The sequence below is a fragment of the Mycolicibacterium fluoranthenivorans genome, from assembly GCF_011758805.1.
Classification (GTDB): Bacteria; Actinomycetota; Actinomycetes; order Mycobacteriales; family Mycobacteriaceae; genus Mycobacterium; species Mycobacterium fluoranthenivorans.
In genome coordinates, this window is record NZ_JAANOW010000002.1 from 94,354 (window position 1) to 118,392 (window position 24,039).

Consider the following 24,039-nt stretch of genomic DNA (forward strand, 5'->3'; position numbering starts at 1 on the left):
CAACCCCCGAACTTTTTGGCAAGTGCCTCGCTTTTCGAATGCACCCCCGATCTGGTCACGCTACCGTCGGCGACCGTTCGCGGCCGACCGATGGACCGCGCCCGGGGGAAGGACCGCATGACCGTCAACTCGATCCAAGGTAAGAACGTCCTGATCGGTGGGGGAGCCAAGAATCTGGGTGGGCTGGTGGCCCGTGATCTCGCGGCGCAGGGCGCCCGCGCCGTCACGGTGCACTACAACAGCGATGCGACCCGCGCCGACGCCGAGAAGACGCTGGCAGATATCACCGGAGCCGGGGTCGAGGGGTACCTGGTTCAGGCGGACCTGACCACAGCCGATGCGGTGCGGACCTTGTTCGCCCGTGCCGGCGAGGCCATGGGCTCGATCGATATCGCGATCAACACCACCGGCATGGTGACCAAGAAGCCGATACCGGAGATCACCGAGGCCGACTTCGACAGGATCTTCGCCATCAACGCCAAGGCGGCGTTCTTCTTCATCCAGCAGGCGGGTGAGAGCCTCACCGAACGCGGCAAGCTCGTCACGCTCGTCACCTCTCTGCTGTCGGCGTACACCGGGCTGTACTCCATCTACGCCGGGTCCAAGGCGCCGGTGGAACATTTCACCCGTGCGGCGGCCAAGGAATTCGGGTCGCGCGGCATCTCGGTGAACGCCATCGCCCCGGGCCCGATGGAGACGCCGTTCTTCTACGGGCAGGAGACCGCCGAGTCCGCCGAGTACAACCAGCACGCCGCCGATCTGTCGGCGTTCACCAGGACCGGGCTCACCGACCCCGTCGACATCGTGCCGCTGGTGCGCTTCCTCGTCGGCGAAGGCTGGTGGATCACCGGTCAGACTATCCTCGCCAACGGCGGCTACACCACCCGCTGAGCCTCTTCAGCCGTTGGATTGCCGCGGGGGACGCGGCACGAACCGCGACACCCGGTCCACGACGTCCTGATAGGAGGGGCGGCGCTGCAGGCTGCGCTCCTCCATCAGCGGGATGCTGGCGCCGAGGAACATCGCCAGGATCGCGACCGCGCCCAGAATCAGCCACCACCAGTCCGCCGGCGCTGCCGCAATGCCGAACAGCGCCAACGCCACCCAGAAACTGAACTCGCCGAAGTAGTTCGGATGCCGCGACCAACTCCACAGACCGCGATCCATCGACGCACCGGCCTGCCGAGTGGCCACAAAGCGGTGCATCTGCACGTCGGCGACCAGTTCCAGGGCAACGGCGGCCAGGCCCAACACGAATGCGATCCAGCTCAGCCACACCAGTCCCGGACCGGGTCGGGTCACCGCCACGTATGCCGGCACCATGCCCAGGAAGACTTGGAGAGTCGGGATCAGATGGATGGCCACCAGATCGGCGACGACCTCCCAGCGTCCGGCGCGCTGCTTGAACTTCGGGTAGCGCCAATCTTCGTGGTGCAGACCCGGGAACGCGTACACCCAGTTGGCGGTCAACCGGATTGCCCACACCACCACGACGACGGCGATCAGCCAGCACCGCAACGCATTCACGTCCGGCCCGGTGCGATACCACCAGTAGAACAGCAGCAGCGGGGGAATCACGCTCCAGTACGCGTCATAGAAGCTGGAGTTCCGGTAGATCCGGCTGAAGACGAAGATCACGATGGTGCCCAGCACGTCGGCGATCAGGGTATCCAGCCAGAGCTGTCCGGCGCGCGGACCCCACACCAGCCACGCGGCCGCCACCGCGATGGCGATGACGTACGCGAAGGTGACCACACCGAGCGAACGTGCCTTGTTGACGGTCGTCATCGTCGGAGCCTAGCGGCGGGAGTCATCTAGGCCGCGAACAGCTTTCCCGCGCCCGACGCGGCGATCTGAAGCTGCGGAATCGTCAGCTCCCCATAGTTTTCGTCGACCGGGCCGGAACGGTAACCCAGCCAGGGCACCACGCCCGGATCGGGGTCGACGTCGAGGTTGTAGGCCTGCTGGCCGGGCAGGTGATGTCCGAGGAAGTTGACCAGGAAATCCCCGGCGAAGAGGAGGCTGCCGAGAACACTCTTTCCGAACAGGGCCGAGGAGTTAATCAGCGGGTAGTCGGCCTTGGGGTCGCCGATCATCACGATCGAACCGTAGTGCGGCTTGCTGCCCCCGCCCGGCACGTACTTCGGCATGAAGGGTTGCAACCCAGGCAGGTCGGTGGCCATGTACGCGGCCGGGTCGCCGTAGGTCTCGACGTTGACGAACCCCGAATTACGCCCGTTGCCGGCCTTTTTGGTGTTCAAACCGGGACTCTCGAAGCCGATTCCGCCCAGCTGGTCCTGCTGCGCGACGAACTCGGCCTCCCAGCCGCCCAGCGAGTGCCCGGTGACGAAGATGTCGTCGCTGCTGTAGCCCTGCAGTGCGGCCTGGGTCTGCACGCGCCGCTGGAAATGCAGTGCGTCCCAAAAGGCTTGCGGCGTGGTGTTGGTGAAGATCACCTGCAGGTCGGCGACGAGTTGGGAGACGGCCATCAGCGGATTGGCCAACAGGTTCGTACCGCCAGTCGTGCCCTGATAGGCGATGATGAGCTGGTTGTCCGGAGTGACCCAGACCTGCGAGCGCATCCCGGACAGGATGTTGGTGGAGGCCATCTGAACGCCGTTGACCGGGAACGGCTTCAACCCGCCCGGAGTGCCGCCGAGGACGTACTCGGCGGTCGCCGCATTGAGGAACTGCGCCACGGTCGGCGTCTTCGTGGAGATGGGGCCGCTGTAGATCTCGGCCGGCGGATACTGCTGCACGACAGGTGCCTTGCTCAGGCCCAGGACATCCTCGATCCTGCGGAAGACCCCGAACAGTGCCTCATCGATCGGTCTGAAGTTGAACGGACTGTGCGGACCGCCCGCCGCGACAGTGAAGTCCAGCAGCTGCAGTACCGCGTTGATGATCTTGCCGGGCAGCGCGGCGATCTTCGCGATCGGGGAGAGCGGCTTCGGGGGACTCGGTGTCGTCGTGGTGACGCTGTCGGCGCTGCCGACGGTGGTGACGGCGGCGAGCCGGCCGGCCACCGCGGTCTTGGCGATCTTCGTGGTCTTCGCGGTCGGGGCGGTCACGACGACGGCGGTGACGCCGGTGTCCGGCTTCGTGGCGGTGGCGGACTGTGGCGTGACGGAGTTGTCGGTGGCCGGCGGTTCCGGGTGCGACGCGGCACGCTTGGCCATCGCGTCTGAAGTGGCGTCTGCCGTCGTAGCGGAATCATGTGTGCGCGAACTGCGGCTGTGGGAGCCGAACTTCGGCTTACTGACGCGCGTGCTGTCGGGGACCGCGGCTTTCTGCGGGGCGGCAGGATTCGGCTCGGCCTCGGGTGCTTCGGTGCTGGAGTCGGCCTTCGCGGGTGTGGCGGGGCTGGATGACGTGTCCGGGGAGTCCTGCTGCCCGGTCTCGGCCCACGCGACGCCGTGGCCGGTGCCCGCCGACAGGGCCATCCCCACCGCCAGGACGGCGAAGCCGTATCGGCCGGATCCACGGCTGTTGCGGCGAGCATGCGCCATTGACGTCCCCCTTGACGGTGCCATCGATGGCGTCAACTTATGACATCACGTGATGTCAGTCTTCGTTTTCGGTGCACCGTTCGGGGGAGGGGCCCTACCCGTGGTCGAGCGCTAGCTGTGGGAGTCGATCCGAGCGGGCTGCTTGAGGATGTAGCCGGCGCCACGCAGGGTGTGAATCATCGGGGGTGCCCGGCGTCGACCTTTTTGCGTAGATAGGAAATGAACAATTCGACGAGATTGGTGCTTCTGGCGAATTGCGAGCCCCAGACTTCCTGCAGAATATCGGTCTTGGAGACGACGCGACCAGAATTTCGCATGAGGTACCGCAACAAACGGAATTCGGTGAATGACAGGGCCACCGTCCGGCCGGCGCGCGCAACCTCAGGGAGCGTTCGTCCAGGACGAGATCGCCGATCCGGAGCCGGCCCCCGACTTCGGGACCGGCCGCCGATCGGTTGCTGAGCGCGCGGAGTCGCAGCACCACCTCTTGCAGGCTGAAGGGCTTGCTGACGTAGTCATCGCAGCCGTGCTCCAGTCCCGCGATCCGATCCTCGACGCTGGCCCGGGCGCTGAGAAACAGCACCGGCAGTCCGCGGGTCTGTTCCCGCAGCGCACGCATCACCTCGAGCCCGTCCATATCCGGCAGCTCGACGTCGAGCACCACGATGTCCGGGGCTGTCTGCCGGGCGGACCGGAGGGCCGTTGCGCCGTCGCCCGCCGTGGCCACCTTCCATCCTTCGTGCCGCAACGCGATGGACATCAGCTCGCGGATGAGCGGCTCGCCGTCGACGATCAGGGCACGTACCGGTGCATTGCTGTCGTGCGGGTCCGGCCCATTCGACTCGGCAACGCCGATGCGCCAGTCGGGTGATTCAGCAAGCGAGGTCACGAGGCCGTCCCGCGTCCAGGGGCAGTGGCAGGTCGGTGCCCGGATACCCGGCCAGCCGTGCGCCGCGACCGCGTGAGCCCCGAGGTGGCGCCGAGGGGACACGGCGCCATTCAGGAGGGTGAGTCGCGCCGATCAGGGGAGGAAGAGAGCATGTTAGGTATCCCGACACACCGTAACAATAACTCTCTGATCTGCTCTTTTGTGGATTTCCCGCTGTGAAGATGCACAGGGAACGCACCGGGCGCCGGGGGACGTCAGATTCGGCGCCGCACGCGTGCGCCGAGGGTGTCGGGGAGGTGGCGCACCGCGGCCTTCGCTTAGGTGGCGGGTCGGCGCCGGGAAGTGGGCCGGGCCTTCGCCAAGGTGACGCTCACGCACGGCACAGCCGGCGCTCAGCAACGGATTGATCCGCACGCCGGCGTCGGTATGAGACGGCTAGTGCGGGCCGAGACCGCCCGGTCCGCCGGCTCCGGGACCGATGCGTGGCGGGGTGCCCGCCGGGGGCGGGGGCAGCGTACCGGGGCCGGGTGGCGGCGGGCGCATCGGCATGGTCGGTGGCTTCGGGGGTAGTGCCGGAGGAGTGGGCGGCCGTCGTGGCGGGCTGGGCTTGGTGGTGTTGTCACCCGTACGCGGGTCGTTCTTTGTCGCCGGGCTCGTCACAGTCGGCGTACTCGGCGCCGTGGCGGATCGCGACGGTGTCGATATGTCGACGGGCTCGGGCGGCACGGTGACAGGGGTGTTCGCCGCGGTGGATGTGGACGGCGGCGCAGGGGGTGCAGGCGGCGGATGCAGCGGCGACGGCGGTGGAGCGGGAGTCGACGAACTCACCGACGTCGAATCCGTCGGCGTGAACTCACGCTCCACCGGATACGCGAGCAGCGCCCCACCGAGCAATCCGGTGACGAGCAGGCTGGCCGCCGCCAGATGGAGCCGTGGGCGGGTGCGTAACGGTTTGCTACCGGCATCACCGGGAACCGCCGCGGGCTCGTCGGCCACCGCATGGAGGTCGGTGACGGGGGATACCGCCACTGACGCGGCCAGTGGGCCGAGCGCGCGCTGGGCGTAATCGGCGATATCGGATCTGGTGCTGAGTGGGCGGTCGGTGCGCTCCAACAGCAGCAACGAGTGCGCCAGGCGCACGAAGACGTCGGCGAGCGCGTCCGGATCGTTGACGACGATGTCCGACTCCGCGGCGAGCCGTTGCAGGCGCTCGGAGATCTGCGGCAGGACGGACTCCATGACGGCCCCGGAACCGGGCGACATCAACGGAAGGAGCGCGTCGCGGTCGGTGTCCAATTCCCTGCGCATCAGCGGGTGGTGATACACCGACCACACGGTGTCGGCGAAGGCGTCGAGAACCTGCTCACGAAAAGACTCGGATGCACCCGCCCCGGAAAAGGCGTTGTCCAAGATATTCGACAATTCACGGAGTGCCGCGGTTCGCAACAATTCATTCTTGCTCGACCACCGGCGATAAACGGGGTCTTCCGGAAATGGAGTGCAGGTGAGCGTGGCGGTTAGCCGCGATTGCAGGTCGTGTCGGTGAGCTGAAACGGGCCCCGGCAGGCAGAGGATGCAGGTTCTCACACCATTGCAGATCTGCCACCGGGGAGCCCTGTGCCTGACTCTACGTCGTTGCCTGCTGCTGTTGTCGCCGACACGATCGTGCGCACGGTCGAACTCGGGGTGACGATCACCGATGCCGCCGTCGACGCCGAGGCCACGGTGGTGTTCTGCAATCTGCTCGACGACGGCCGACGGCAGTGCCCTGGGTGTGGTGTCGACGGCGTCTACCGCGACACCGTGATCCGCCGGGTCACCGATGTGCCCGTGGTCGGGCATCCGCTACGACTGCACGTTCGGGTACCGCGCTATCGGTGCGTGGCCGCCGACTGCGAGCGGGAAGTGTTCGCCCACAACACCGATCGCCTCGCGCGCCGCGGGTGGTCGACCACCCGGCGCTGTGCCCGCTACATCTGCCGCCGGCTGATGATCGACCGGGCCACCGTTGCCGCCGTCGCGCGGGAATTGGGTCTGTCATGGGACACCGTGAACACCATCGCCGTCAACGCCACAGGGATGATCGTGGCTGCCGACATCGGCCGGCTCGACGGGGTCCGGGTGATTGGCGTGGACGAGCACCGCTGGTCCCATGTCCGTCGGGCCGGTGAGGACGGTTACGTCACGGTCATCGTGGACCTCACCGCGGTGCTCGAGGGCACCGGCCGGGCGCGGCTACTCGACCTGGTCCCTGGGCGTTCGGCTGCCGCGCTCAAGACCTGGCTGCTCGCCCAAAGCCCAGCGTTTCGGGATCGCATCGAGGTCGTTGCCATGGACGGGTTCGGCGGTTACAAGACCGCCGCGGCCGAGCAGGTTCCCGAGGCCACCTCGGTGATGGACCCGTTCCACGTCGTCGCGCTGGCGGGTCTGAAGTTGGATTTGTGCCGCCAGCGCATTCAACAGCAGACCCAGGGGCATCGCGGCCGCACCGGGGATCCGCTCTACGGGGTGCGCCGCACGCTGCGCACCCGCTACCCGCTGCTCAGCACACGCCAAAAGACCCGGCTGGAAACCGTTTTCGCCGACGAGAACCACCTCAGCGTCGAGGTCTGCTGGGGCTTCTACCAGAAGATGATCGCCGCCTACGCCCACCCCGACCGACGTCGCGGCAAGGCCATGATGACCACGACCATCACCACGCTGCGCAGCGGCGTTCCCGAACAGTTGGAGGAATTGGCCCAACTCGGGCGCACCCTGTGGCGCCGCCGCTCCGACGTACTGGCCTACTTCGACCACCACGCCTCCAACGGCCCCACCGAAGCCATCAACGGCCGCCTGGAAGCCCTACGCCGCAACGCCCTCGGATTCCGCAACCTCACCCACTACCGAATCCGCTCACTGCTGCATTGCGGCAACCTCGCCCACCAGATCGACGCACTCTAAATCCGGAAGAGCCGATAAACGGTCATATGTGACACGCCCGCGTATTTCGCCACCAGTTCCACGGTTGCGCGTTTGAATCCGAAATCCGTCAGCACGCGCGCCGCGGCGTCGAGGATCTTGGCTCCGGTGGGGTCGGGCGCCTGCCCTGACACGCTGCTGCCCTTTCGTCGCGGACGTTACTGACTTGCACTCCGCGCCGTCGTCCGGTGGCTACTGCATCCAGGATGCTAGCCGTTGGGAAAAATCACCGCACGCACTCGCAGCTCAACTGTGCGGTTCCACAGCAATCAGCTGACCGATCAATCGCTGGCGGGCAGCGGTTTGGCTTCCTTGATGCTCAGCGGGGTGGTGCCGATGCTCAGCGTGCCGGCTCCGGCCTTGGTCACCAGCACCTCCGCGCCGGTGTCGTCGACATAGCGTTTGCCCATCAGGTTGCCGTCGGACAGCGACGCGTCCAGGGTCAGCGAATCGTCCACCGCGCCGCCGACGGGTACCAGCAGCGCACCGCCCGCGCGCAGGTCATCGAGGCTGTCGCTGCTGCGCACCACGATCACCTGGGTGTCGCAGACCTGGCTTTGCAGGCGGGTGCCGTTCTTGATCATGCGGGCTCCTTTGATGCGTTCAGCTCGCTGACGAGCTCGCGGCGCAGCACTTTGCCGGTCGCGTTGGTGGGTAGTTCGTCGCGGAAGACCACGCGGTCGGGGGTCCGGGACCCACGCAGCTGACCACGGACGAACGATCGCAGGTCCTCGGGGTCGGGGCTGGTCTCGGCGGCCGGTACCACGACGGCCACGATGATCTGCCCCCACTCGGGGTCCTCGGCGCCGACGACGGCACAGTCCCGCACATGTGGGTGTTCGACGAGGACATCCTCGATCTCGGCGGGGGCGATGTTCTCCCCGCCGCGGATGATCGTGTCATCGGAGCGCCCGCCGATGTAGAGGTAGCCGTCCTCATCGAGGGTGGCCACGTCCTTGGTGGGGAACCAGCCGTCGGCGTCGAGCACGGAGCCGATCCCGGTGTAGCGGCCCGAGACCTGCTCACCCCGGACGAACAACTCACCCGTCTCGCCTGCGCCGAGCACGGTGCCGTCCTCGCCACGGATCTGCACCTCGATACTGGGCACGGGCCGGCCCACCGAGCCGAGCCGCTTGGCCAGCGCGCCATCGGCCGACCCGAGTGCGATGCGGTGATCGTCCGGGGTGAGCACCGCGATGGTGGAACTGGTCTCGGTCAGGCCGTAGGCGTTGACGAAGCCGACCGCAGGCAACAGTCCAAGTGCTTTGCGTACCAACGGCAATGCGACCTTCGATCCGCCGTAGGCCAGCGTGCGCAACGTGGGAAGTCCAGCGTTCTGCCCCTCCAGCACCGTGACGATGCGATCCAGCATGGTCGGCACCACGGTCGCCGAGGTGACGCCTTCGGTCTGCACCAAGCGCACCCATTCGCGGGCGTCGAAGTGCGGCAGGTACACCATCTTGCGGCCGGCGTACAGGTTCGACAGCGCCGCGCTCACGCCGGCGATGTGGTACGGCGGCACACAGATCAGCGCGGCGTCGTCCGGCTGCGCGGAGTCGAACTCGACGGTGCCGGTGATATAGCTGGTGAGGTTGTTATGGCTCAGCTCAACGGCTTTCGGCTGCGAGGTGGTACCAGAGGTGAACAGCACCACCGCCACCGCATCGGGATCGGCGAACGCGCGGCCGTCCTCGTCGGGCTCCTGGTCGCGGGCCTGGGCGACGAACTCCTCGGAGCCGAGCACCCGGTAGCCGTCGCCGACCGCCGCGCGGTACTCGTCGTCGACGATCACCAACGGGTTGGGCAGCCGGTCGATCAGGGCGCGCAGCCCGTCGGCGGACAGCCGGTAGTTGAGCGGGGTGAAGGCGACGTCGGCGCGCGCGGCGGAGAACAGCAGCAGCGGCAGCAGCGCTCCGCCGGTCCCGACGTAGGCGACATGGCCGGCGCCCGAGGCGGCGATCACGCCGGCGCCCCCGTCGGCAAGCGTGCTCAATTCGTCCACGGTCAGGCGCAGATCGCCGGACACCACAGCGGTGCGACCCGGGTTACCGGACTGGGCCGCATCCAGGGCCATCTCCAACAGCAGCGAAATACTCATGGCTTGTCCACGAAGATATCCCAGATGGGGTCATCCCCACCGCCGTAGCCGGAGAGATCGGTGATGCCCGCGGCCGCCAGCAGATGGGCGTCGATATAGGTCTGGCCGTTGGCTTCCTTGGCGGGTGCGGTGAGGATCTGCACGGCGGCGTCGGCCATGATCTGCGGGCTGCGGGAGGACGAGGCCAGGGTGTCGCCGTCGGCAAGGTTGGTCACCGCCGATGTCGCGATGTAGGTCTGCGGCCACAGGCAACTGAACCCGATACCGGAATGCTTGTGCTCCTGCGCCCAGCCCAACGAGAGCAGCGTCATCCCGTATTTGGACACGGTATAGACGGGGTGCGCGCCCAGCCAGTACGGGTCGAGGTTCAGCGGCGGCGCCAAGGTGACCACATGCGCGTTGGGGGACTTCTTGAGATGCGGCAGCGCTGCCTTCGTCAGCAGGAAGGTGCCGCGGACGTTGATATCCATCATCAGGTCGTACTTCTTGGCCGACAGCGACTCGGTGGGTTCGGTGGCGATCGCGCTGGCGTTGTTGATGACGATGTCGACGCCGCCGAAGGTCTGCACCGCGGTGTCGATCGCGCGCTGCACATCTTCTTCGCTGCGCACGTCACCGACCACGGCGACACCTTTGGCTCCGACCGCCTCGACGTCGGTCACCGCGGTGTAGACGGTGCCGGGCAGTTTGGGGTGGGGCTCGGCGGCCTTGGCGAGCAAGACGATATTGGCGCCCTGCGCCGCCGCGCCCAGGGCGATGGCCAGGCCGATGCCGCGGCTACCGCCGGATACCACCAGTGTTCGATCGGCGAGTGGACGTTGCGCGCTGGACATGTGCCTCCCTGGCTTCGTACCTCTAGATGGTATTGGCATTCTCATTTTCAGCAAGTCTCATAATCGCCCACGTGCAGGGACGACGGTTGATCGGGGTCGGGTCCGGCGGTGCGCGGCATTCGGCGGTATGGCTCGATAGCGCTGCACCGTGCATGTTTCCCGCGTGCGGTATTGGCATTCTCATTTTTTGCAAGTACGTTATCCACTGATGAGCGAGCAAGTCACCCCTCGGGTAGAGACCCCATCGGGCATCCCACTGGCGACCGTCTACGGACCGGACGACCGTGCCAGTGAGCCGCCCGCGCCAGGCGTGTATCCCTTCACACGTGGCAACTTCGCCTCCGGTTACCGCGGAAAGACGTGGACGTTTCGCCAGTATTCGGGCTTCGGGACCGCAGAGGAGTCGAACAAGCGGTACCGCTACCTCCTCGATCAAGGCGGGACGGGCCTGTCGGTGGCCCTGGACCTGCCCACCCAGTGCGGCTACGACTCCGATGATCCCGAATACGGCGAAGAGGTCGGCCGGGTCGGCGTCGCCGTCGACACGCTGGCCGATGCCGAGATCCTGTTCGACGGCATCCCGCTGGAGGCGATCAGCACCAGCTTCACCATCAACGGCACCGCCGCCATCCTGCTGGCCTTCTACGTCGCGGCCGCGGAGAAGAAGGGCGTGCCGCGGGAGAAGCTGACCGGCACCATCCAGAACGACATCCTCAAGGAATATGCGTCGCGCGGCACCTGGATCTGGCCACCGACACCGTCACTGCGCCTCATCGCCGACACCATCGAGTTCTGCGCCGCCGAGGTCCCGCGGTTCAACGCCATCTCGGCGGCCGGTGCACATTTCCGGGACGCCGGTGCCAACGCCGTGCAGGAGATGGCGTTCACCCTCGCCGATGGCGTCACCTACTGCGACACGGTGATCGAACGCGGCCGGATGAGCATCGACAAGTTCGCCCCGCAGATCTCGTTCTTCTTCTACACCCACGGTGACTTCTTCGAGGAGATCGCCAAATACCGTGCGGGACGACGCCGGTGGGCCACCATCGTGCGGGAACGCTATGGCGCCACCACCGACAAGGCGGCGATGTTCCGGTTCGGCTGCGTGTCCGGCGGTGCGTCGCTGTACGCCCCGCAGGCCCAGAACAACCTGGTGCGGGTGGCGTATGAGGCGCTGGCCTCGGTGCTCGGCGGTGTGCAGTCGATGTTCACCGCCGCCTGGGACGAACCGTTCGCGTTGCCCAGCGAGGAGTCCGCGACGCTGGCCCTGCGGACCCAGCAGATCCTGGCCTACGAAACCGGTGTCACCAAGGTCGCTGACCCCCTGGGGGGTTCGTACTTCGTCGAAGCGCTCACCGATGCCACCGAGGCCAAGATCATCGAGATCATGGCTGACCTGGACGCGCACGGCGGCATGGTGCGCTGCATCGAGGACGGCTACCTGCAGGGTCTCATCGCCGATGAGGCGTTCAAGATCCACCACCAGACCGAGTCGGGTGAGCGGCCGGTCGTCGGGGTCAACAAGTTCGTCGTCGACGAGCCGGCACCCGATCTGGCGACCTACGAACTGGATGCCGAGGGCCGGGATCTGCAGCTCAAGCGTCTGGCCCGGGTGAAGGCCGAGCGCAGTGACCTCGCCGTCAAAGAAGCCCTGGCTGCGCTGTCCATTGCCGCGGAAGGAGACGACAACCTGATGCACAAGCTGATCGACTGTGCCAACGCGTATTGCACCGTCGGGGAGATGGTGTCGGCGCTCAAGGCCGTGTGGGGCGAGTTCGTCCAGCCGGTGGTGTTCTGAATGTCAGAATCCGCGCCCGCCCAAGCCCACCCGGCCCGCGTACTGGTGGCCAAGCCCGGTCTGGACGGCCACGACCGTGGGGCCAAGATCGTCGCGCGTACGCTGCGCGATGCCGGGTTCGAGGTCATCTACACCGGCATCCGGCAGCGCATCGAGGACATCGTCTCCATCGCGCTTCAGGAAGATGTTGCACTGGTGGGCCTTTCGATCCTGTCCGGGGCGCACGTGGCGTTGACCGCGCGGACCGTGGATGCATTGCGTGCCGCCGACGCCGGGGATATCGCCGTCGTCGTCGGTGGCACCATCCCGCAGGGTGATGTGCAGAAGCTGCTCGATGCCGGGGCGGCCGCGGTGTTCCCGACCGGGACCGGCCTGGACACCTTGGTCACCGAGGTGCGCGCGTTGACCGAGAAGGCGGGGCGATGAGACTGGGCGTGATGATCGGGGCCGAGCGCGGTGACATGGCGCGCAAGGTCGCCAAGCTGATCTCCGATATCGAATGGGCGGACTCGGCGGGTCTGGCCACCGCGTGGATGCCGCAGGTACCCGACGATTTCGACCTGCTCACCATGGTGGCGCTGATGGCCTCGCACAGCACCCGGATCGAACTCGGGACCGCGGTGGTACCGCTGCAGGCGCAGCATCCCATTGCTCTTGCCCGCCAGGCATTGTCGGTACATGCCATCTCCAACGGCCGGCTCGCGCTCGGGGTGGGGCCGTCGCATCACTGGATCATCCGCGACATGCTCGGCTTGCCCTATGACAAACCCGCCGCCTATACCCGTGACTATCTGCAGGTGCTCAATGCGGCGATCGGTGGGCCTTCGGCCGTGCCGGCGGGCGGGAGCGAAGCGACCGGGGTCAGAATGATCGACGTCGAGAACGACAGCTTCACCGTGCACAACCCGACGGTGCTCGGCGCCGCGACCCCGATGCCGGTGCTGGTGGCCGCGCTGGGCCCGGTGATGTTGCAGATCGCCGGCGAGCACGCCGATGGCACCTCGCTGTGGATGGCCGACGAGAAGGCCATCGGTGAGCACATCGCCCCCAAGATCAACAAGGCGGCCGCGGAGGCCGGTAAGCCTGCGCCCCGCATCGTCGCGGGTATCCCGGTCACCTTGTGCGCGAACTCCGAGATCGAGGAGGCCAAGGACCGCGCCAACCGCATCCTTGCCGAGGCCGAGACGTCGCCGAACTATCAGAAGCTGCTGGACCGTGGCGATGCCCGCACGGTCGGTGACCTTTGTGCTGCGGGGGACGAAGCGTCGATTCTGAAGCGGTTCAAGCAATTCGCCGACGCGGGTGTGACGGATCTGTCGGTGCGGCTGTTGCCGATCGGCGACAACCGCGATGAACTGATCGCTTCGAAGTACCGGACCCGTGAGGTGATCGCCGAGCTCGCCAAGCAGCTCCCGTGAGTTTGGCAGGGCCGCTGTCGGGCATCCGCATCATCGAGGTCGGCGTGATGCTGGCCGGCCCCTATGCGACCATGCTGCTGGCCGATCTCGGCGCCGAGGTGATCAAGGTCGAGCCGCCCGGCGGGGAGATCTCCCGGCAGGTCGGCGACAGCTACTTCGCCAGCCTGAACCGCAACAAGCGCAGCATCTGCCTGGACCTGCGTTCGGGCGACGGGCAGGCGAAACTCGCTGAACTGGTGGCCGATTCGCATGCGCTGCTGGTGAATATGAAACCGTCGGCCATCAAGAAGCTGGGCCTGACCTACGATTCCTTGCGCCGGCACAACGAGGGGATCGTGTGCGTCGCCCTCACCGGCTACGGGCTGCACGGCGGGGACGACCCGGCCTTCGATTACGTCATCCAAGCGGCCACCGGGGTGGCCGCGATGACGGGTGACCCGGATGCGCCACCGACATTGCCCGGTTATTCGGCGGCCGATAACTCCACCGGCCTGACGGCGGCCCTCGGGCTGCTGGCCCAGATCGTCTCGGGCCGCGGTGGTCAGGTGGATGTGTCGCTGCGCGATGTCATGTTGTCGCAGCTGAACTACCGCGCGTCGGCCTATCTGAACGACGGCGTCGAGCCGCGCCGGCAGCCCTTCGGTGCGCACTCGTATTACGTTCCAGCCCAGCTCTTCCCGACGGCCAAGGGATATCTGGCACTGTTCATCACCCATGACGGGTTCTGGAAGTCGTTCGCCGGTGAGGCCGGGATCGACGGCTTCGTCACGATGGCCGAGCGGGCCGCGGCGCGAGATCAGGTCCTGGCGGCCGTCTCGGCGGCGTTGGCCACCGATTCGGCCGCGAACTGGGAGGCCCGGCTGAAGCCGCTCAGGATCCCGGCCGCCGCGGTGCGTACCCTGCCGCAGGCACTGGCCGAGACACCGGAGATGGTGGTGGCGTCGGGGGATATGCGGTTGGTGGGCAGCCCGATCAAGGTCGAGGGTTACCGGCCCGTGTACCGGCCGGCGCCGGGGTTCGAGCCTCAGCCCTCGTAGTCGACGACGATATTGCCGGGGTTCGGGACGGCCTGGCAGGTCAGCACATAACCCTCGTCCACCTCGTCGTCGTCGAGCGCGTCGTTGACCCGCATGACCACGCTGCCCTCGGTGAGCTTGGCGATGCAGGTGCCGCAGTTGCCGGCCTCGCAGGCGAACGGCGGGGTCAGTCCGGCTCGGCGGGCGGTGTCCAGCAGCGTCTCCCCGGGTACGGCCGATACCGTCGTTCTGGCGCGGTCCAGCAGGATCGTCACCTCGTCGGCGGGCACGGGTTCTGCCGTCATGACACTCTCCTGGGGGTTTGATTCTGGCAAACGGAGAATATCATTCTCCGTTCTGGATAAGATAGCCGGTGATGGTTCCTGGGGTGAGCGCAGCGACGGGGAGGGACCGTGCCGTGCTCGCATTCGACGACCGCCAGTACACCGCGGCCGAGCTGGACGCGCTCGCCGGCGGGATGGCCGCCAGCCTGGTCCGGCGTGGTGTACTTACCGGCGACCGGGTGGCCCTGATGTCGTCCAACCGCCCCGAGTTCGTCATCGCCTTACGGGCCATCTGGCGGATCGGCGCGGCGGTCGTCCTGATCAGCCCGTCCTGGAAGCACGCCGAGGTCGCGCACGCGCTGGCCCTGACCACACCGGTGTTGGGTGTGGGAGACCAGCCTCTGCTGGCCGAATTGCTGCCGACGGTGCACTTCGACGATCCGAGCGAAGCGACGGGGGATGTGGTGCCCGGTGTGAGCGAAGCGACGGGGGATATGTGGGAGCCGGCCGCGCCGGAGTCCGACGCGTTGTTCGTGTTCAGTTCCGGGACCACCGGCATGCCGAAGGCGGTCCGTCACACGCATCGCGGTTTCGCCACCGCGATCCGGCACTGGCGGGATGCGCTGGGGCTCACTGCCGCCGACCGGATGCAGATCATGACGCCGCCGTCGCACATCCTCGGTCTGCTCAACATCGCCACGGTGCTCGACACCGGCGGCTGGCTGCGGTTGCACCGGCGCTTCGATATCGCCACCATGCTCGCGCACATCGAGTCAGACCGGATCACCATCGAGATGGCCGTCGCGCCCATCGCGCTGGCGATCGCCGCTCACCCTGATCTGGAGTCCTATGACCTGTCCTCGCTGCGCTACATCATGTGGTGCGCTACTCCGGTCACCAAGACCGTCGCCGATGCCGTCACCGAACGGGTAGGCGTGCAATGGGGTCTCGGCCTACGGCGCCAGCGAGCTCCCGGTGATCGCCTGCTGCCCGATCGGTGCGGCCCGGCTGGACACCGTCGGCAAACCGGTGTCCGGGGTGGCGGTGCGGATCTCGGCGGCCGGTGAGATCGAGGTGCGCTCGGATTCGGCGATGGCCGGCTATCTGCCCGAGGCCGAGACCGGCTCGGTGTTCGCCGACGGCTGGTATCGCACCGGCGATATCGGCCATCTCGACGAGGACGGCTGGCTGCACATCACCGACCGGCTCAAGGAGATGATCAAGGTGCGCGGGTTCCAGGTCGCGCCCGCGGAGGTGGAGGCGGTGCTGCACGCCCACCCCGCTGTCACCGACTGCGCGGTGTTCGGGATTCCCGATCCGGCCGACGGCGAGGCGATCGTCGCGGCGGTGACGGGGCGGGCGGTGCCGGAATCCGGTCTCATCGACTGGGTCGGGGCGCGGCTGGCGTCCTACAAGAAACCGCGCAGGGTGGTGTTCGTGGACGAGATCCCGCGGCTGCCTTCGGGAAAGGTGCTGCGCCGTGTGCTGCGTGATCGGTACGCGCGTCGTGCGGTCAGCTCCTGATCAACTCTTCGGAGCGTTGCACGGTGCCGGTGATACCGCCGGCATCCTGACCGGCCAGCACGACCGCCGCCGCGCCCATCGCCTCGGGTGGTTCCACCATCTCCGCAGGGATCTCGACGCCCATGCCGCCGGCCTGCCATCCCTCGGTGCGGACCACCCGGGACGGGCTCAGACAGTTGACGGCGATGTTGTCGGCTTTCAGGTCCTCGGCCAGCCCGAGGTAGAGGCGTTCGGCGGCGGCTTTGGAAACCCAGTAGGCGTTCGCGCCGGACATCCCGACCCCGGTGGTGGTGATGGCCGTCAACGATCCGCCCCCGCGGGCGCGGATATGCGGGATCACCGCCTTGGTCACCAGGAACACTCCGGTCAGATTGACGTCCAGGCACAGCTGCCAGCGCTTGAGCGGCGTGGACTCGACGGGCCCCAGCCACAGCACGCCGGCGTTGGCGACCAGGATGTCGATACCGCCGAACTCCGAAACCGTCGCCGCGACAGCGTCGTTCACCGACTCTTCGGAGGTGACGTCGCAGGCCACCGGCAGGGCTCGGCCGCCGCGGCCGATGATCGAGGCCGTCACCGAGCCGATGGTGCCGGGCAACTTGCCCCGTTCCTCGGATCGGGCGGCCACCGCCACCGACGCGCCCGCCGCCGCCAGCGCGTGGGCGATGGTGGCGCCGATGCCGCGACTGGCACCCGCGACGAACGCGGTCTTCCCCTGCAGGCTCAGGCTCACCTGGGCGGGAACCGCAGTGCCCCGTCGAGGCGAATGATCTCGCCGTTGAGGTAGTCGTTCTCGATGATGCTCTGCGCCAGCTGCGCGTACTCGGTCGAGCGGCCCATCCGTTTGGGGAAGGGAATCTGCGGGGCCCAGTACTTTTCCAGCTGGTCGGCGTTCTGGCCGTAGGCCGGGGTGTTGATCGTGCCGGGGGCGATGGTGACGACGCGGATGCCCAGTGGCGACAGATCGCGGGCGGCCACCAGCGTCATGCCGAGCACGCCGCCCTTGGCGGCCGCGTACGGCAGCTGGCCGATCTGACCCTCGTACCCGGCGATCGACGCGGTGTTGACGATGACACCGCGCGCGCCCTCGTCCAGTGGTTCGGTCCGGGCGATGGCGGCGGCGGTCAGGCGCAGCACATTGAACACGGCGGTCAGATAGAACGTGATCGTCGTCTCGAAGCCGTCCAGGCTCAGCGGCGAGCCGTCCTTGCCGATCAACCGGCCACCGGCGGCCGGACCGCCGTGTGTGTCGACCGAGATGCGCAGCGGGGCAAGCGCTTCGGCTTCGGCGATCGCGGCGTTGACGGAGTCCTCGGAGGTGGCGTCGGTCTGGATGTAGCGGACACCGAGCTCCTTCTCCAGCGCGGTGCCCTTTTCATCGGCCATGTCGGCGACGACGACCTTGGCGCCGGCGGCGTGCAGGCGGCGTACGGTCGCCTCGCCCAGGCCTCCCGCGCCGCCGACGACGAGCGCGGAGCTACCGGCGATCTGCATGGGGCCTCCTTCTTGCAACTGTCACTCTCGACTTGAGAGAATAGCATTCTCATACCGGAATGAAACGAGATTCCCATGCTTGACTCCGTCATCGCCTCTGTCATCCGTGCGCGGCAGATCGCCGAAGTGATTGTCTGCGAACCCTTTTTGCTCCCCGGCGGTGGCATCGGTTCGGCCCCGGCCCTCGAGGTGGCGCCCTAAGGTTCTGTCTCGATGGATATTCACGAGCTGCTGACCGCGGCCCGGGCCGGATCGCAGCGCGCCACCGGCCGGCTGCTGAGCCTGGTGGAAAGCGACCGTCGAGACGACGTGCTCGCGGTGCTGCAGTCGCGCCCGGTTCGGACCGTTGGCATCACCGGCCCGCCCGGCGCGGGTAAGTCGACCACCGTCGCGGTGCTGGTGGCTGCCTATCGGGCCCGCGGCCTGCGGGTCGCCGTACTGGCCGTGGATCCGTCCTCGCCCTACAGCGGGGGAGCGCTGTTGGGTGACCGGATCAGGATGGCCGCGCATATCAACGACCCGGGTGTGCTCATCCGGTCGGTCGCCACCCGGGGGCATCTCGGCGGCCTGTCGGCCGCGGTGCCCGCAGCGATCCGGTTGCTGGCCGCGCTGTCCTACGACATCGTCGTGCTGGAGACGGTCGGCGTCGGGCAATCCGAGGTGGAGATCGCGGCGGTCGCCGACCCCACCGTGGCCATCCTGAATCCCGGTGCGGGGGACGCGGTCCAGGCCGCCAAGGCCGGCCTGCTCGAAGTCGCCGACATCATCGTGGTCAACAAGGCCGACCGCGAGGGTGCCGACCAGACCGTGCGCGATCTGCACATCGAAACCGGGATGCCGGTATTGAAGATCATCGCCGCGGAGAACACCGGTATCGACGACCTGGTCGGCGCGATCGATGCCCACCACCGGACCGACGATCCGCGGCGGCGGGCAGCGCGGGCCCGACTGCAGATCCTCTCGCTCGCGCAGAGCGCGCTGCGTACCCACCCGGGCCTGGCGGAGCTGTCCGCCGCTGTCGCCGGTGGCGACCTCGATGTCTACACCGCGACCGCCCGGCTGCTGGACGGTGTCCAGGTCACGCCCGAATGAGAATATAGTTTCCATCTTTCGGAAGTGATACTGTACTAAATCGCTAACGTATTCTTTCGTCCCGAGGAGTCCGATGCCGAAGGCGCTTGCCCCCGAGATCTCCACCTGGCCGGAGGAGAACCCACAACTGATCGGTAGTCGGTGCGGCGCCTGTGCGGCGACGACCTTCCCGCGCCAGCAGCGCTGCCCCAAGTGCAGTAAGGCCGAGATGTCGGATGTGCTGCTGCCGCGTCGCGGCACGGTGGTCGCCTGGACCACCCAGGGTTTCCCGCCCGGCGCGCCCTACGCGGGGCCGACCGGCAAGGATTTCGTCCCGTTCGGGGTCGGCCTGGTGCAACTCGGTGATGTCATCCGCGTCGAGGGAAGACTGACCGAGAACGACCCTGCCAAGCTGAAATTCGGCATGGAGGTCGAACTGACCATGCAGCCGTTCGCCACCGACGCCGAGGGAGACGAGCTCATCACCTTCTGGTTCAAGCCGGTCCAGGCAGGGGTCCCCGCATGAGCAATGACGTCGCCATCATCGGTGTCGGTATCCACCCCTTCGGCAGGTTCGACAAGACCGCGATGGAGATGGGGGCCGAGGCGATCCAGGGCGCGCTGACCGACGCCACGTTGGAATGGAAGGACATCCAGTTCGGTTTCGGCGGCAGCTACGAGGTGTCCAATCCGGACGCGGTCACCCGTCTTGTCGGGCTCACCGGCATCACGTTCACCAACGTGTTCAACGCCTGCGCCACCTCGGCCAGCGCCATCCAGCAGACCGCCGACACCATCCGGCTGGGCAAGTACGACATCGGCATCGCCGTCGGGCTGGACAAGCATCCGCGCGGCGCCTTCACCGACGACCCGGCCAAGCTCGCGTTGCCGCAGTGGTACGCCCACAACGGTCAGTTCGTCACCACGAAGTTCTTCGGCATCAAGGCCAACCACTACATCCACACCCACGGCATCTCCGAGGAGACGCTGGCGCGGGTGGCCAACAAGAACTTCCGTAACGGTGTGCTGAATCCGAATGCGTTCCGGCGCAAGGAGATCTCGGTGGAAGAGATCATGGCCTCGCCGGTGCTCAATTACCCGCTGCGCCAGTACATGTTCTGCGCGCCGGATGAGGGTGCCGCCGCGGTCATCATGTGCCGTGCCGATATCGCGCACCGCTACACCGACACGCCGGTGTACGTGCGGGCCAGTGAGATCCGCACCCGCACCTACGGCGCCTACGAGGTGCACGGCACCTCGGCTCCGTTGGAGCAGGATCCGTCGCCGACGGTGTTCGCGGCCAAGGCCGCCTACGAGGCGGCCGGAATCGGTCCTGAGGACGTCGACATCGCCCAGCTGCAGGACACCGATGCCGGGGCCGAGATCATCCACATGGCCGAGACGGGTCTGTGTGCCGACGGTGAGCAGGAGAAGCTGCTGCTCGAAGGGGCCACGGAGATCAGCGGATCCATTCCGGTCAACACCGACGGCGGCCTGATCGCCAACGGCGAGCCCATCGGCGCCTCGGGTCTGCGGCAGATGCACGAGTTGGTGCGCCAGTTGCGCGGTGAGGCGGGGGAGCGTCAGGTTCCCGGTAGCCCGCGCGTCGGACTGGCCCAGGTGTACGGCGCGCCCGGCACCGCGTCGGCCACCATCCTTTCGCTCTAGCGTGCCCGCCGTGGTAACGGCATTCTCGAAGGAATAGAGTCCGATTCATGGCTTTGGAAGACGCAGAAACTCCCGAATATCGCTTCGTGACATACGAAACCCTCGACGAGGGCACCGTCGCCCGGATCATGCTGAACCGGCCCGAAGCGCGCAATGCGCAGAACCGCGGCATGCTGGTCGAGTTGCACGAGGCGTTCCTGCGGGCCGAAGCCGATGACACCGTGCGCGTGGTGATCCTCGGGGGCAACGGCCCGATGTTCTCCGCCGGCCATGACGTCGGGTCGAAGGTGCAGCGCGCCGAGTACACCCCGGGTCCGGACCAGCATCCCAGCTTCACGGTGAACGGCGGCACCCGTCAAGGTGCCGAGAGCCTGATGCTGCAGGAGTGGCACCACTACTTCGAGAACACCCGGCGCTGGCGCAATCTGCGCAAGATCACGGTGGCCTCGGTGCACGGTGACGTCTACGCCGCGGCGCTGATGCTGATGTGGTCCTGCGATCTGATCGTGGCCGCCGACAACACCCGGTTCACCGACGTCGTCGGCACCCGACTGGGCATGTGTGGCGTCGAATACTTCGCGCACCCATGGGAATTCGGTGCCCGCAAGACCAAGGAGCTGATGCTCACCGGCGACACGCTCTCGGTCGAGGAGGCCCATGCGCTGGGCATGGTCTCCAAGATCTTCCCCGCCGAGGAACTCGCGGACAAGACGGTGGAGTTCGCTCGGCGGATCGCCAAGGTGCCGACCATGGCCGCGCTGCTGATCAAGGAGTCGGTCAACCAGACGCAGGACAACCAGGGTTTCTATAACTCGCTCAACGCGTGTTTCACCCTGCACGAGCTGAACCACAGCCACTGGGCCCAGGTGCACGAGAACAAGTTCCCGGTCGGACTGGTCGAGGACGGGCTGGAGGACTGGCGCACGTCCGGTCCGCCGAGTGCCGCCGTCAAAGACCAGCCCTAGTTTTTCCGTGACTTGTGCACGTTTACCGGCGGTCGCCGCCGGTAAACGTGCACAAATCGCGTCTAGGTGGGGGCGGATTCGCCGGTGGCGGCGGCGTATCCGCTGCGGTAGCCGAACACCATGGCCGGCCCCAGCGTGCCACCGGCGCCGCCGTAGGCCTTACCGGTCACCCCGGCCATCGCGTTGCCCGCCGCGAACAAGCCCTCGATCACCCTGCCGTTGACGTGGAGTACCCGGCCGTCCCGGTCGGTGCGTGGTCCACCCTTGGTGCCCATCGCGCCGACGGCCACGGGGACCGCGTAGAACGGCGCGGTGTCCAGCGGTCCGAGCGTCTGCAGTGCCGGTGTCGGAGCGGAGTTGTCGCCCCAATAGCCGTCGTATGCGCTTGCGCCGCGGTTGAATTCGGGATCCTGCTCGTGTTCGACGCTCGCGTTCCACGCCGAGATGGTGTGGGCGAGTCCGTCAGCGCAGATCCCGGTCTTCTCGGCGAGTTCTTCCAGGCCGGCCGATTTGTTGAACCAGTCGGGCGCCTCGCTGCCGGGTTCGGTGCCCAGGAAGCCGTAGCGCTTGAGGTGCTGGTCGTCGAAGACGATCCAGGCCGGGTCGTTGAGGTAGCCGGCGCGCGGGTCCAGATGGTGGAAGGGCCCGGCCATGGAGTTGTATTCGCCCGCCTCGTTCAGGAAGCGTTTGCCCGCGCGGTTGACGATGATGCTGCGCGGCCGGGTGCGTTCCAGTCGGACGCTGCGACTGCGCGGCCTGCCGCCGAGGGTGTCACCGGGGATCTGCACGATCGGCACCCACCAGGCCTCACCCATGTTCGCCAGATCGGCGCCGCGGGCCATCGCCATCCGCAACCCGTCACCGGTGTTGTTCGGCGGGGACACCGCCCCGCGCATCGGCCCGCGCAGATAGGCCTCCACCAGTTGCGGATCCCATTCGAACCCGCCGGTGGCCAGGATGACCCCGCGGCGGGCACCGACCCGGATCTCGGTGCCGTCGAAGGTGATTCGCACGCCGGTGATGCGGCCGCTCTCCTCCCCGTCACCTGAGTCGGCGATCAGTTCCACCGCCCGCGCCTCGGTCACCGGGGTCACGCCGCGGTCCAACAGCCCTTTGAGCAGGCCGGCGATCAGCGCGGAGCCGGCCACGCAGTAGTCACCGTCCAGGTCGTCGGCGGCGGCATGGATGCGTGCCCGGGTCTCGGCATCGATCCCGACATTGCTGAAGTCCACCGGGAACGCCGTGATGCGGTCACCCCAGTCGCCGATCCGGGACCGGTCGAACGGTGTGGCGTTGAGTGACCGTCCGCCGCCGGGCCGTCCGCCGGGCAACTCGGGTTTGTAGTCGGGGAAGCCCTCGGCGACTTCGAACCGTAACTCGCTGTGTGCCTCAAGGAAGTCCAGCATCACCGGACCGGTGCGCACGAACGTCTCGACCAGCGAACGATCCATCAGGCCCAGGGACTGGGCCTCAAGGTATTTGAGGGCATCCTCGACGTTGAGGTCCGCGCCGGCCAGTCGGTCGTGTGCGGGTATCCAGACGATGCCGCCGGATACCGCGGTGGTGCCGCCGACCGTCGGCGCCTTCTCGTACACAGCCACCGACGCCCCGTTCACGGCGGCGGTGAGCGCGGCCGAGAGTCCGGCGCCACCGGTACCCAGGACGACGACGTCGACTTCCTGATCCCAATCCGACACGATTGCCTGTCCTTTCAGCCGAGGATTTCGGAGAGTTGTCTGGCGGCACGGATCACGGCATCGCGGCCGCGCAGCACCACGTCCTCCCGATGGGAGATGAGGTTGATGCAGGCGGGAGGCGAGGGCGGTCGCCGTCGGACCGGGACCGCCAAACCATAGGTATCGGGCTCGATCTCACCATGGGTGATGACGAAGCCCTGTTCGCGGGCCTGGCTGACCAGATCTCGCTCACCGGGGCGCGGCGGCATGCTCGACAGCAGGGCGATTCCGGCCGAGCCGCGGTCGAGTGGGTAGCGGCTGCCCTCATGGAAGGACAGTTGGTAGAACACCAGTGTCGGCACGATCACGGCGATGGCGACCTGCTGATCGCCCTCGGCCACCAGCAGCGAGACGGTGGTGCCCAGGTCGTCGGCCAGCAGGCGCAGGGTCGGCACGCTGAGTTGGCGCACGTTGTTGTCGAAGGCGGCGCCGAGCACGGCCAGGGTCGCGGCCGGCCGGTACTTACCGTCTTCGCCCTTGGTGATGAAGCGCGCTTGCGCGAGCGTGCTGAGCAGTCGGTAGGCGATGGTGCGGTGCACGCCGACGAAATCGGCGACCTCGGCCGCGGTGACACCCGAGGGTGCGCTGGCCACCGCCTGTAAGGCGGAAAGGCCCCTGGCCAGAGTCTGCGATCCGGCAGCGGTCGACGCGCTGCCGTCCGCGCGGGGGCTGCCGTCGCGTCCCTTGACAGACGTCATCGTGAGAGTGATGCTCTATACATAGTGCACATTGATGTCCGATATTAGCACAGATGATTCACGTAAAACGAGAATGA

The 24,039-nt window shown here is 67.1% G+C and carries 22 protein-coding genes and 3 pseudogenes; 12 read left to right on the plus strand and 13 right to left on the minus strand.

Annotated features, from left to right (window positions below):
• Positions 1-117 precede the first annotated feature (117 nt).
• Positions 118-891, plus strand: a complete 774-nt coding sequence (locus FHU31_RS18530; protein ID WP_167161316.1) for an SDR family oxidoreductase — start codon at positions 118-120, stop codon at positions 889-891.
• 6 nt (positions 892-897) lie between these two features.
• Here the strand turns inward: FHU31_RS18530 and FHU31_RS18535 are convergent, their stop codons facing one another.
• The 4 genes and pseudogenes from FHU31_RS18535 to FHU31_RS18550 all read right to left on the minus strand — a co-directional run bounded on the left by FHU31_RS18535 (position 898) and on the right by FHU31_RS18550 (position 5,820).
• Positions 898-1,788: a DUF1295 domain-containing protein gene (locus FHU31_RS18535; protein ID WP_208411105.1), complete on the minus strand. Its 891-nt coding sequence runs from the start codon at positions 1,786-1,788 to the stop codon at positions 898-900.
• Positions 1,789-1,814: 26 nt separating this feature from the next.
• Positions 1,815-3,509: a hypothetical protein gene (locus FHU31_RS18540; RefSeq protein ID WP_167161318.1), complete on the minus strand. Its 1,695-nt coding sequence runs from the start codon at positions 3,507-3,509 to the stop codon at positions 1,815-1,817.
• A gap of 111 nt (positions 3,510-3,620) precedes the next feature.
• Positions 3,621-4,365 (minus strand): annotated as a pseudogene (locus FHU31_RS18545) (response regulator transcription factor).
• A 468-nt stretch (positions 4,366-4,833) separates the two neighbouring features.
• Positions 4,834-5,820: a hypothetical protein gene (locus tag FHU31_RS18550; RefSeq protein ID WP_167161320.1), complete on the minus strand. Its 987-nt coding sequence runs from the start codon at positions 5,818-5,820 to the stop codon at positions 4,834-4,836.
• A gap of 213 nt (positions 5,821-6,033) precedes the next feature.
• On the opposite strand from FHU31_RS18550, the gene FHU31_RS18555 reads away from it, so the two are divergent.
• Positions 6,034-7,341 (plus strand): ISL3 family transposase, encoded by a 1,308-nt coding sequence (locus FHU31_RS18555; protein WP_041302566.1) that lies wholly within the window; start codon positions 6,034-6,036, stop codon positions 7,339-7,341.
• An 11-nt stretch (positions 7,342-7,352) separates the two neighbouring features.
• On the opposite strand, the pseudogene FHU31_RS31245 reads toward FHU31_RS18555, so the two are convergent.
• From FHU31_RS31245 to FHU31_RS18575, 4 genes and pseudogenes are all read right to left on the minus strand, one after another.
• A pseudogene (locus FHU31_RS31245) lies at positions 7,353-7,493 on the minus strand (TetR/AcrR family transcriptional regulator); the annotation flags it as partial.
• Positions 7,494-7,640: 147 nt separating this feature from the next.
• On the minus strand, positions 7,641-7,943 hold the full coding sequence (locus FHU31_RS18565; RefSeq protein ID WP_167161324.1) for a hypothetical protein: 303 nt from the start codon (positions 7,941-7,943) through the stop codon (positions 7,641-7,643).
• Positions 7,940-9,457: a class I adenylate-forming enzyme family protein gene (locus tag FHU31_RS18570; RefSeq protein WP_167161326.1), complete on the minus strand. Its 1,518-nt coding sequence runs from the start codon at positions 9,455-9,457 to the stop codon at positions 7,940-7,942. Before FHU31_RS18570 ends, FHU31_RS18565 begins: the two co-directional genes overlap by 4 nt.
• A complete protein-coding gene (locus tag FHU31_RS18575; protein WP_167161328.1) occupies positions 9,454-10,290 on the minus strand; it encodes an SDR family oxidoreductase in 837 nt (278 codons plus the stop codon). The genes FHU31_RS18570 and FHU31_RS18575 overlap by 4 nt, the downstream gene beginning before the upstream one ends.
• A gap of 208 nt (positions 10,291-10,498) precedes the next feature.
• On the opposite strand from FHU31_RS18575, the gene FHU31_RS18580 reads away from it, so the two are divergent.
• The 4 genes from FHU31_RS18580 to FHU31_RS18595 are packed head-to-tail and all read left to right on the plus strand — an operon-like array spanning position 10,499 to position 14,543.
• Positions 10,499-12,088, plus strand: coding sequence for a methylmalonyl-CoA mutase family protein (locus FHU31_RS18580; RefSeq protein ID WP_167161330.1), 1,590 nt, complete (start codon positions 10,499-10,501; stop codon positions 12,086-12,088).
• Complete coding sequence (locus FHU31_RS18585; RefSeq protein WP_167161332.1) at positions 12,089-12,514, plus strand: cobalamin B12-binding domain-containing protein; 426 nt, start codon at positions 12,089-12,091, stop codon at positions 12,512-12,514.
• Positions 12,511-13,506, plus strand: coding sequence for an LLM class F420-dependent oxidoreductase (locus tag FHU31_RS18590; RefSeq protein ID WP_167161333.1), 996 nt, complete (start codon positions 12,511-12,513; stop codon positions 13,504-13,506). Before FHU31_RS18585 ends, FHU31_RS18590 begins: the two co-directional genes overlap by 4 nt.
• Positions 13,507-13,508: 2 nt before the next feature.
• A complete protein-coding gene (locus tag FHU31_RS18595) occupies positions 13,509-14,543 on the plus strand; it encodes a CaiB/BaiF CoA transferase family protein (protein WP_167162838.1) in 1,035 nt (344 codons plus the stop codon).
• Here FHU31_RS18595 and FHU31_RS18600 read toward each other — a convergent pair.
• Positions 14,531-14,827 carry a 2Fe-2S iron-sulfur cluster-binding protein gene (locus FHU31_RS18600; RefSeq protein WP_167161335.1) on the minus strand — a complete coding sequence of 99 codons (297 nt, stop codon included), beginning with the start codon at positions 14,825-14,827 and terminating at the stop codon, positions 14,531-14,533. The two genes, FHU31_RS18595 and FHU31_RS18600, sit on opposite strands and share 13 nt — an antisense overlap.
• Before the next feature lie 71 nt (positions 14,828-14,898).
• Between FHU31_RS18600 and FHU31_RS18605 the strand changes: the two are divergent.
• A pseudogene (locus tag FHU31_RS18605) lies at positions 14,899-16,330 on the plus strand (class I adenylate-forming enzyme family protein).
• Here the strand turns inward: FHU31_RS18605 and FHU31_RS18610 are convergent.
• Both FHU31_RS18610 and FHU31_RS18615 read right to left on the minus strand, forming a co-directional pair.
• Complete coding sequence (locus tag FHU31_RS18610) at positions 16,320-17,057, minus strand: SDR family NAD(P)-dependent oxidoreductase (protein ID WP_167162840.1); 738 nt, start codon at positions 17,055-17,057, stop codon at positions 16,320-16,322. The pseudogene FHU31_RS18605 and the gene FHU31_RS18610 sit on opposite strands and share 11 nt — an antisense overlap.
• A 2-nt stretch (positions 17,058-17,059) precedes the next feature.
• Complete coding sequence (locus FHU31_RS18615; protein ID WP_167161337.1) at positions 17,060-17,824, minus strand: SDR family NAD(P)-dependent oxidoreductase; 765 nt, start codon at positions 17,822-17,824, stop codon at positions 17,060-17,062.
• A 75-nt stretch (positions 17,825-17,899) separates the two neighbouring features.
• On the opposite strand from FHU31_RS18615, the gene FHU31_RS31880 reads away from it, so the two are divergent.
• The 5 genes from FHU31_RS31880 to FHU31_RS18635 all read left to right on the plus strand — a co-directional run bounded on the left by FHU31_RS31880 (position 17,900) and on the right by FHU31_RS18635 (position 21,528).
• Positions 17,900-18,025, plus strand: a complete 126-nt coding sequence (locus tag FHU31_RS31880; protein ID WP_263988215.1) for a hypothetical protein — start codon at positions 17,900-17,902, stop codon at positions 18,023-18,025.
• 12 nt (positions 18,026-18,037) lie between these two features.
• Positions 18,038-18,916, plus strand: a complete 879-nt coding sequence (locus FHU31_RS18620) for an ArgK/MeaB family GTPase (protein ID WP_167161338.1) — start codon at positions 18,038-18,040, stop codon at positions 18,914-18,916.
• A gap of 73 nt (positions 18,917-18,989) precedes the next feature.
• Complete coding sequence (locus FHU31_RS18625) at positions 18,990-19,421, plus strand: Zn-ribbon domain-containing OB-fold protein (RefSeq protein ID WP_167161340.1); 432 nt, start codon at positions 18,990-18,992, stop codon at positions 19,419-19,421.
• Complete coding sequence (locus FHU31_RS18630) at positions 19,418-20,563, plus strand: thiolase family protein (protein ID WP_167161342.1); 1,146 nt, start codon at positions 19,418-19,420, stop codon at positions 20,561-20,563. Before FHU31_RS18625 ends, FHU31_RS18630 begins: the two co-directional genes overlap by 4 nt.
• Before the next feature lie 47 nt (positions 20,564-20,610).
• The gene (locus tag FHU31_RS18635) at positions 20,611-21,528 is read left to right on the plus strand and encodes an enoyl-CoA hydratase (RefSeq protein ID WP_167161344.1); all 918 of its coding nucleotides are present in this window, start codon (positions 20,611-20,613) and stop codon (positions 21,526-21,528) included.
• A 62-nt stretch (positions 21,529-21,590) separates the two neighbouring features.
• Here the strand turns inward: FHU31_RS18635 and FHU31_RS18640 are convergent, their stop codons facing one another.
• Both FHU31_RS18640 and FHU31_RS18645 read right to left on the minus strand, forming a co-directional pair.
• Positions 21,591-23,225, minus strand: a complete 1,635-nt coding sequence (locus tag FHU31_RS18640; RefSeq protein ID WP_167161346.1) for an FAD-dependent oxidoreductase — start codon at positions 23,223-23,225, stop codon at positions 21,591-21,593.
• 14 nt (positions 23,226-23,239) lie between these two features.
• On the minus strand, positions 23,240-23,962 hold the full coding sequence (locus tag FHU31_RS18645) for an IclR family transcriptional regulator (protein WP_167161348.1): 723 nt from the start codon (positions 23,960-23,962) through the stop codon (positions 23,240-23,242).
• Positions 23,963-24,039 lie beyond the last annotated feature (77 nt).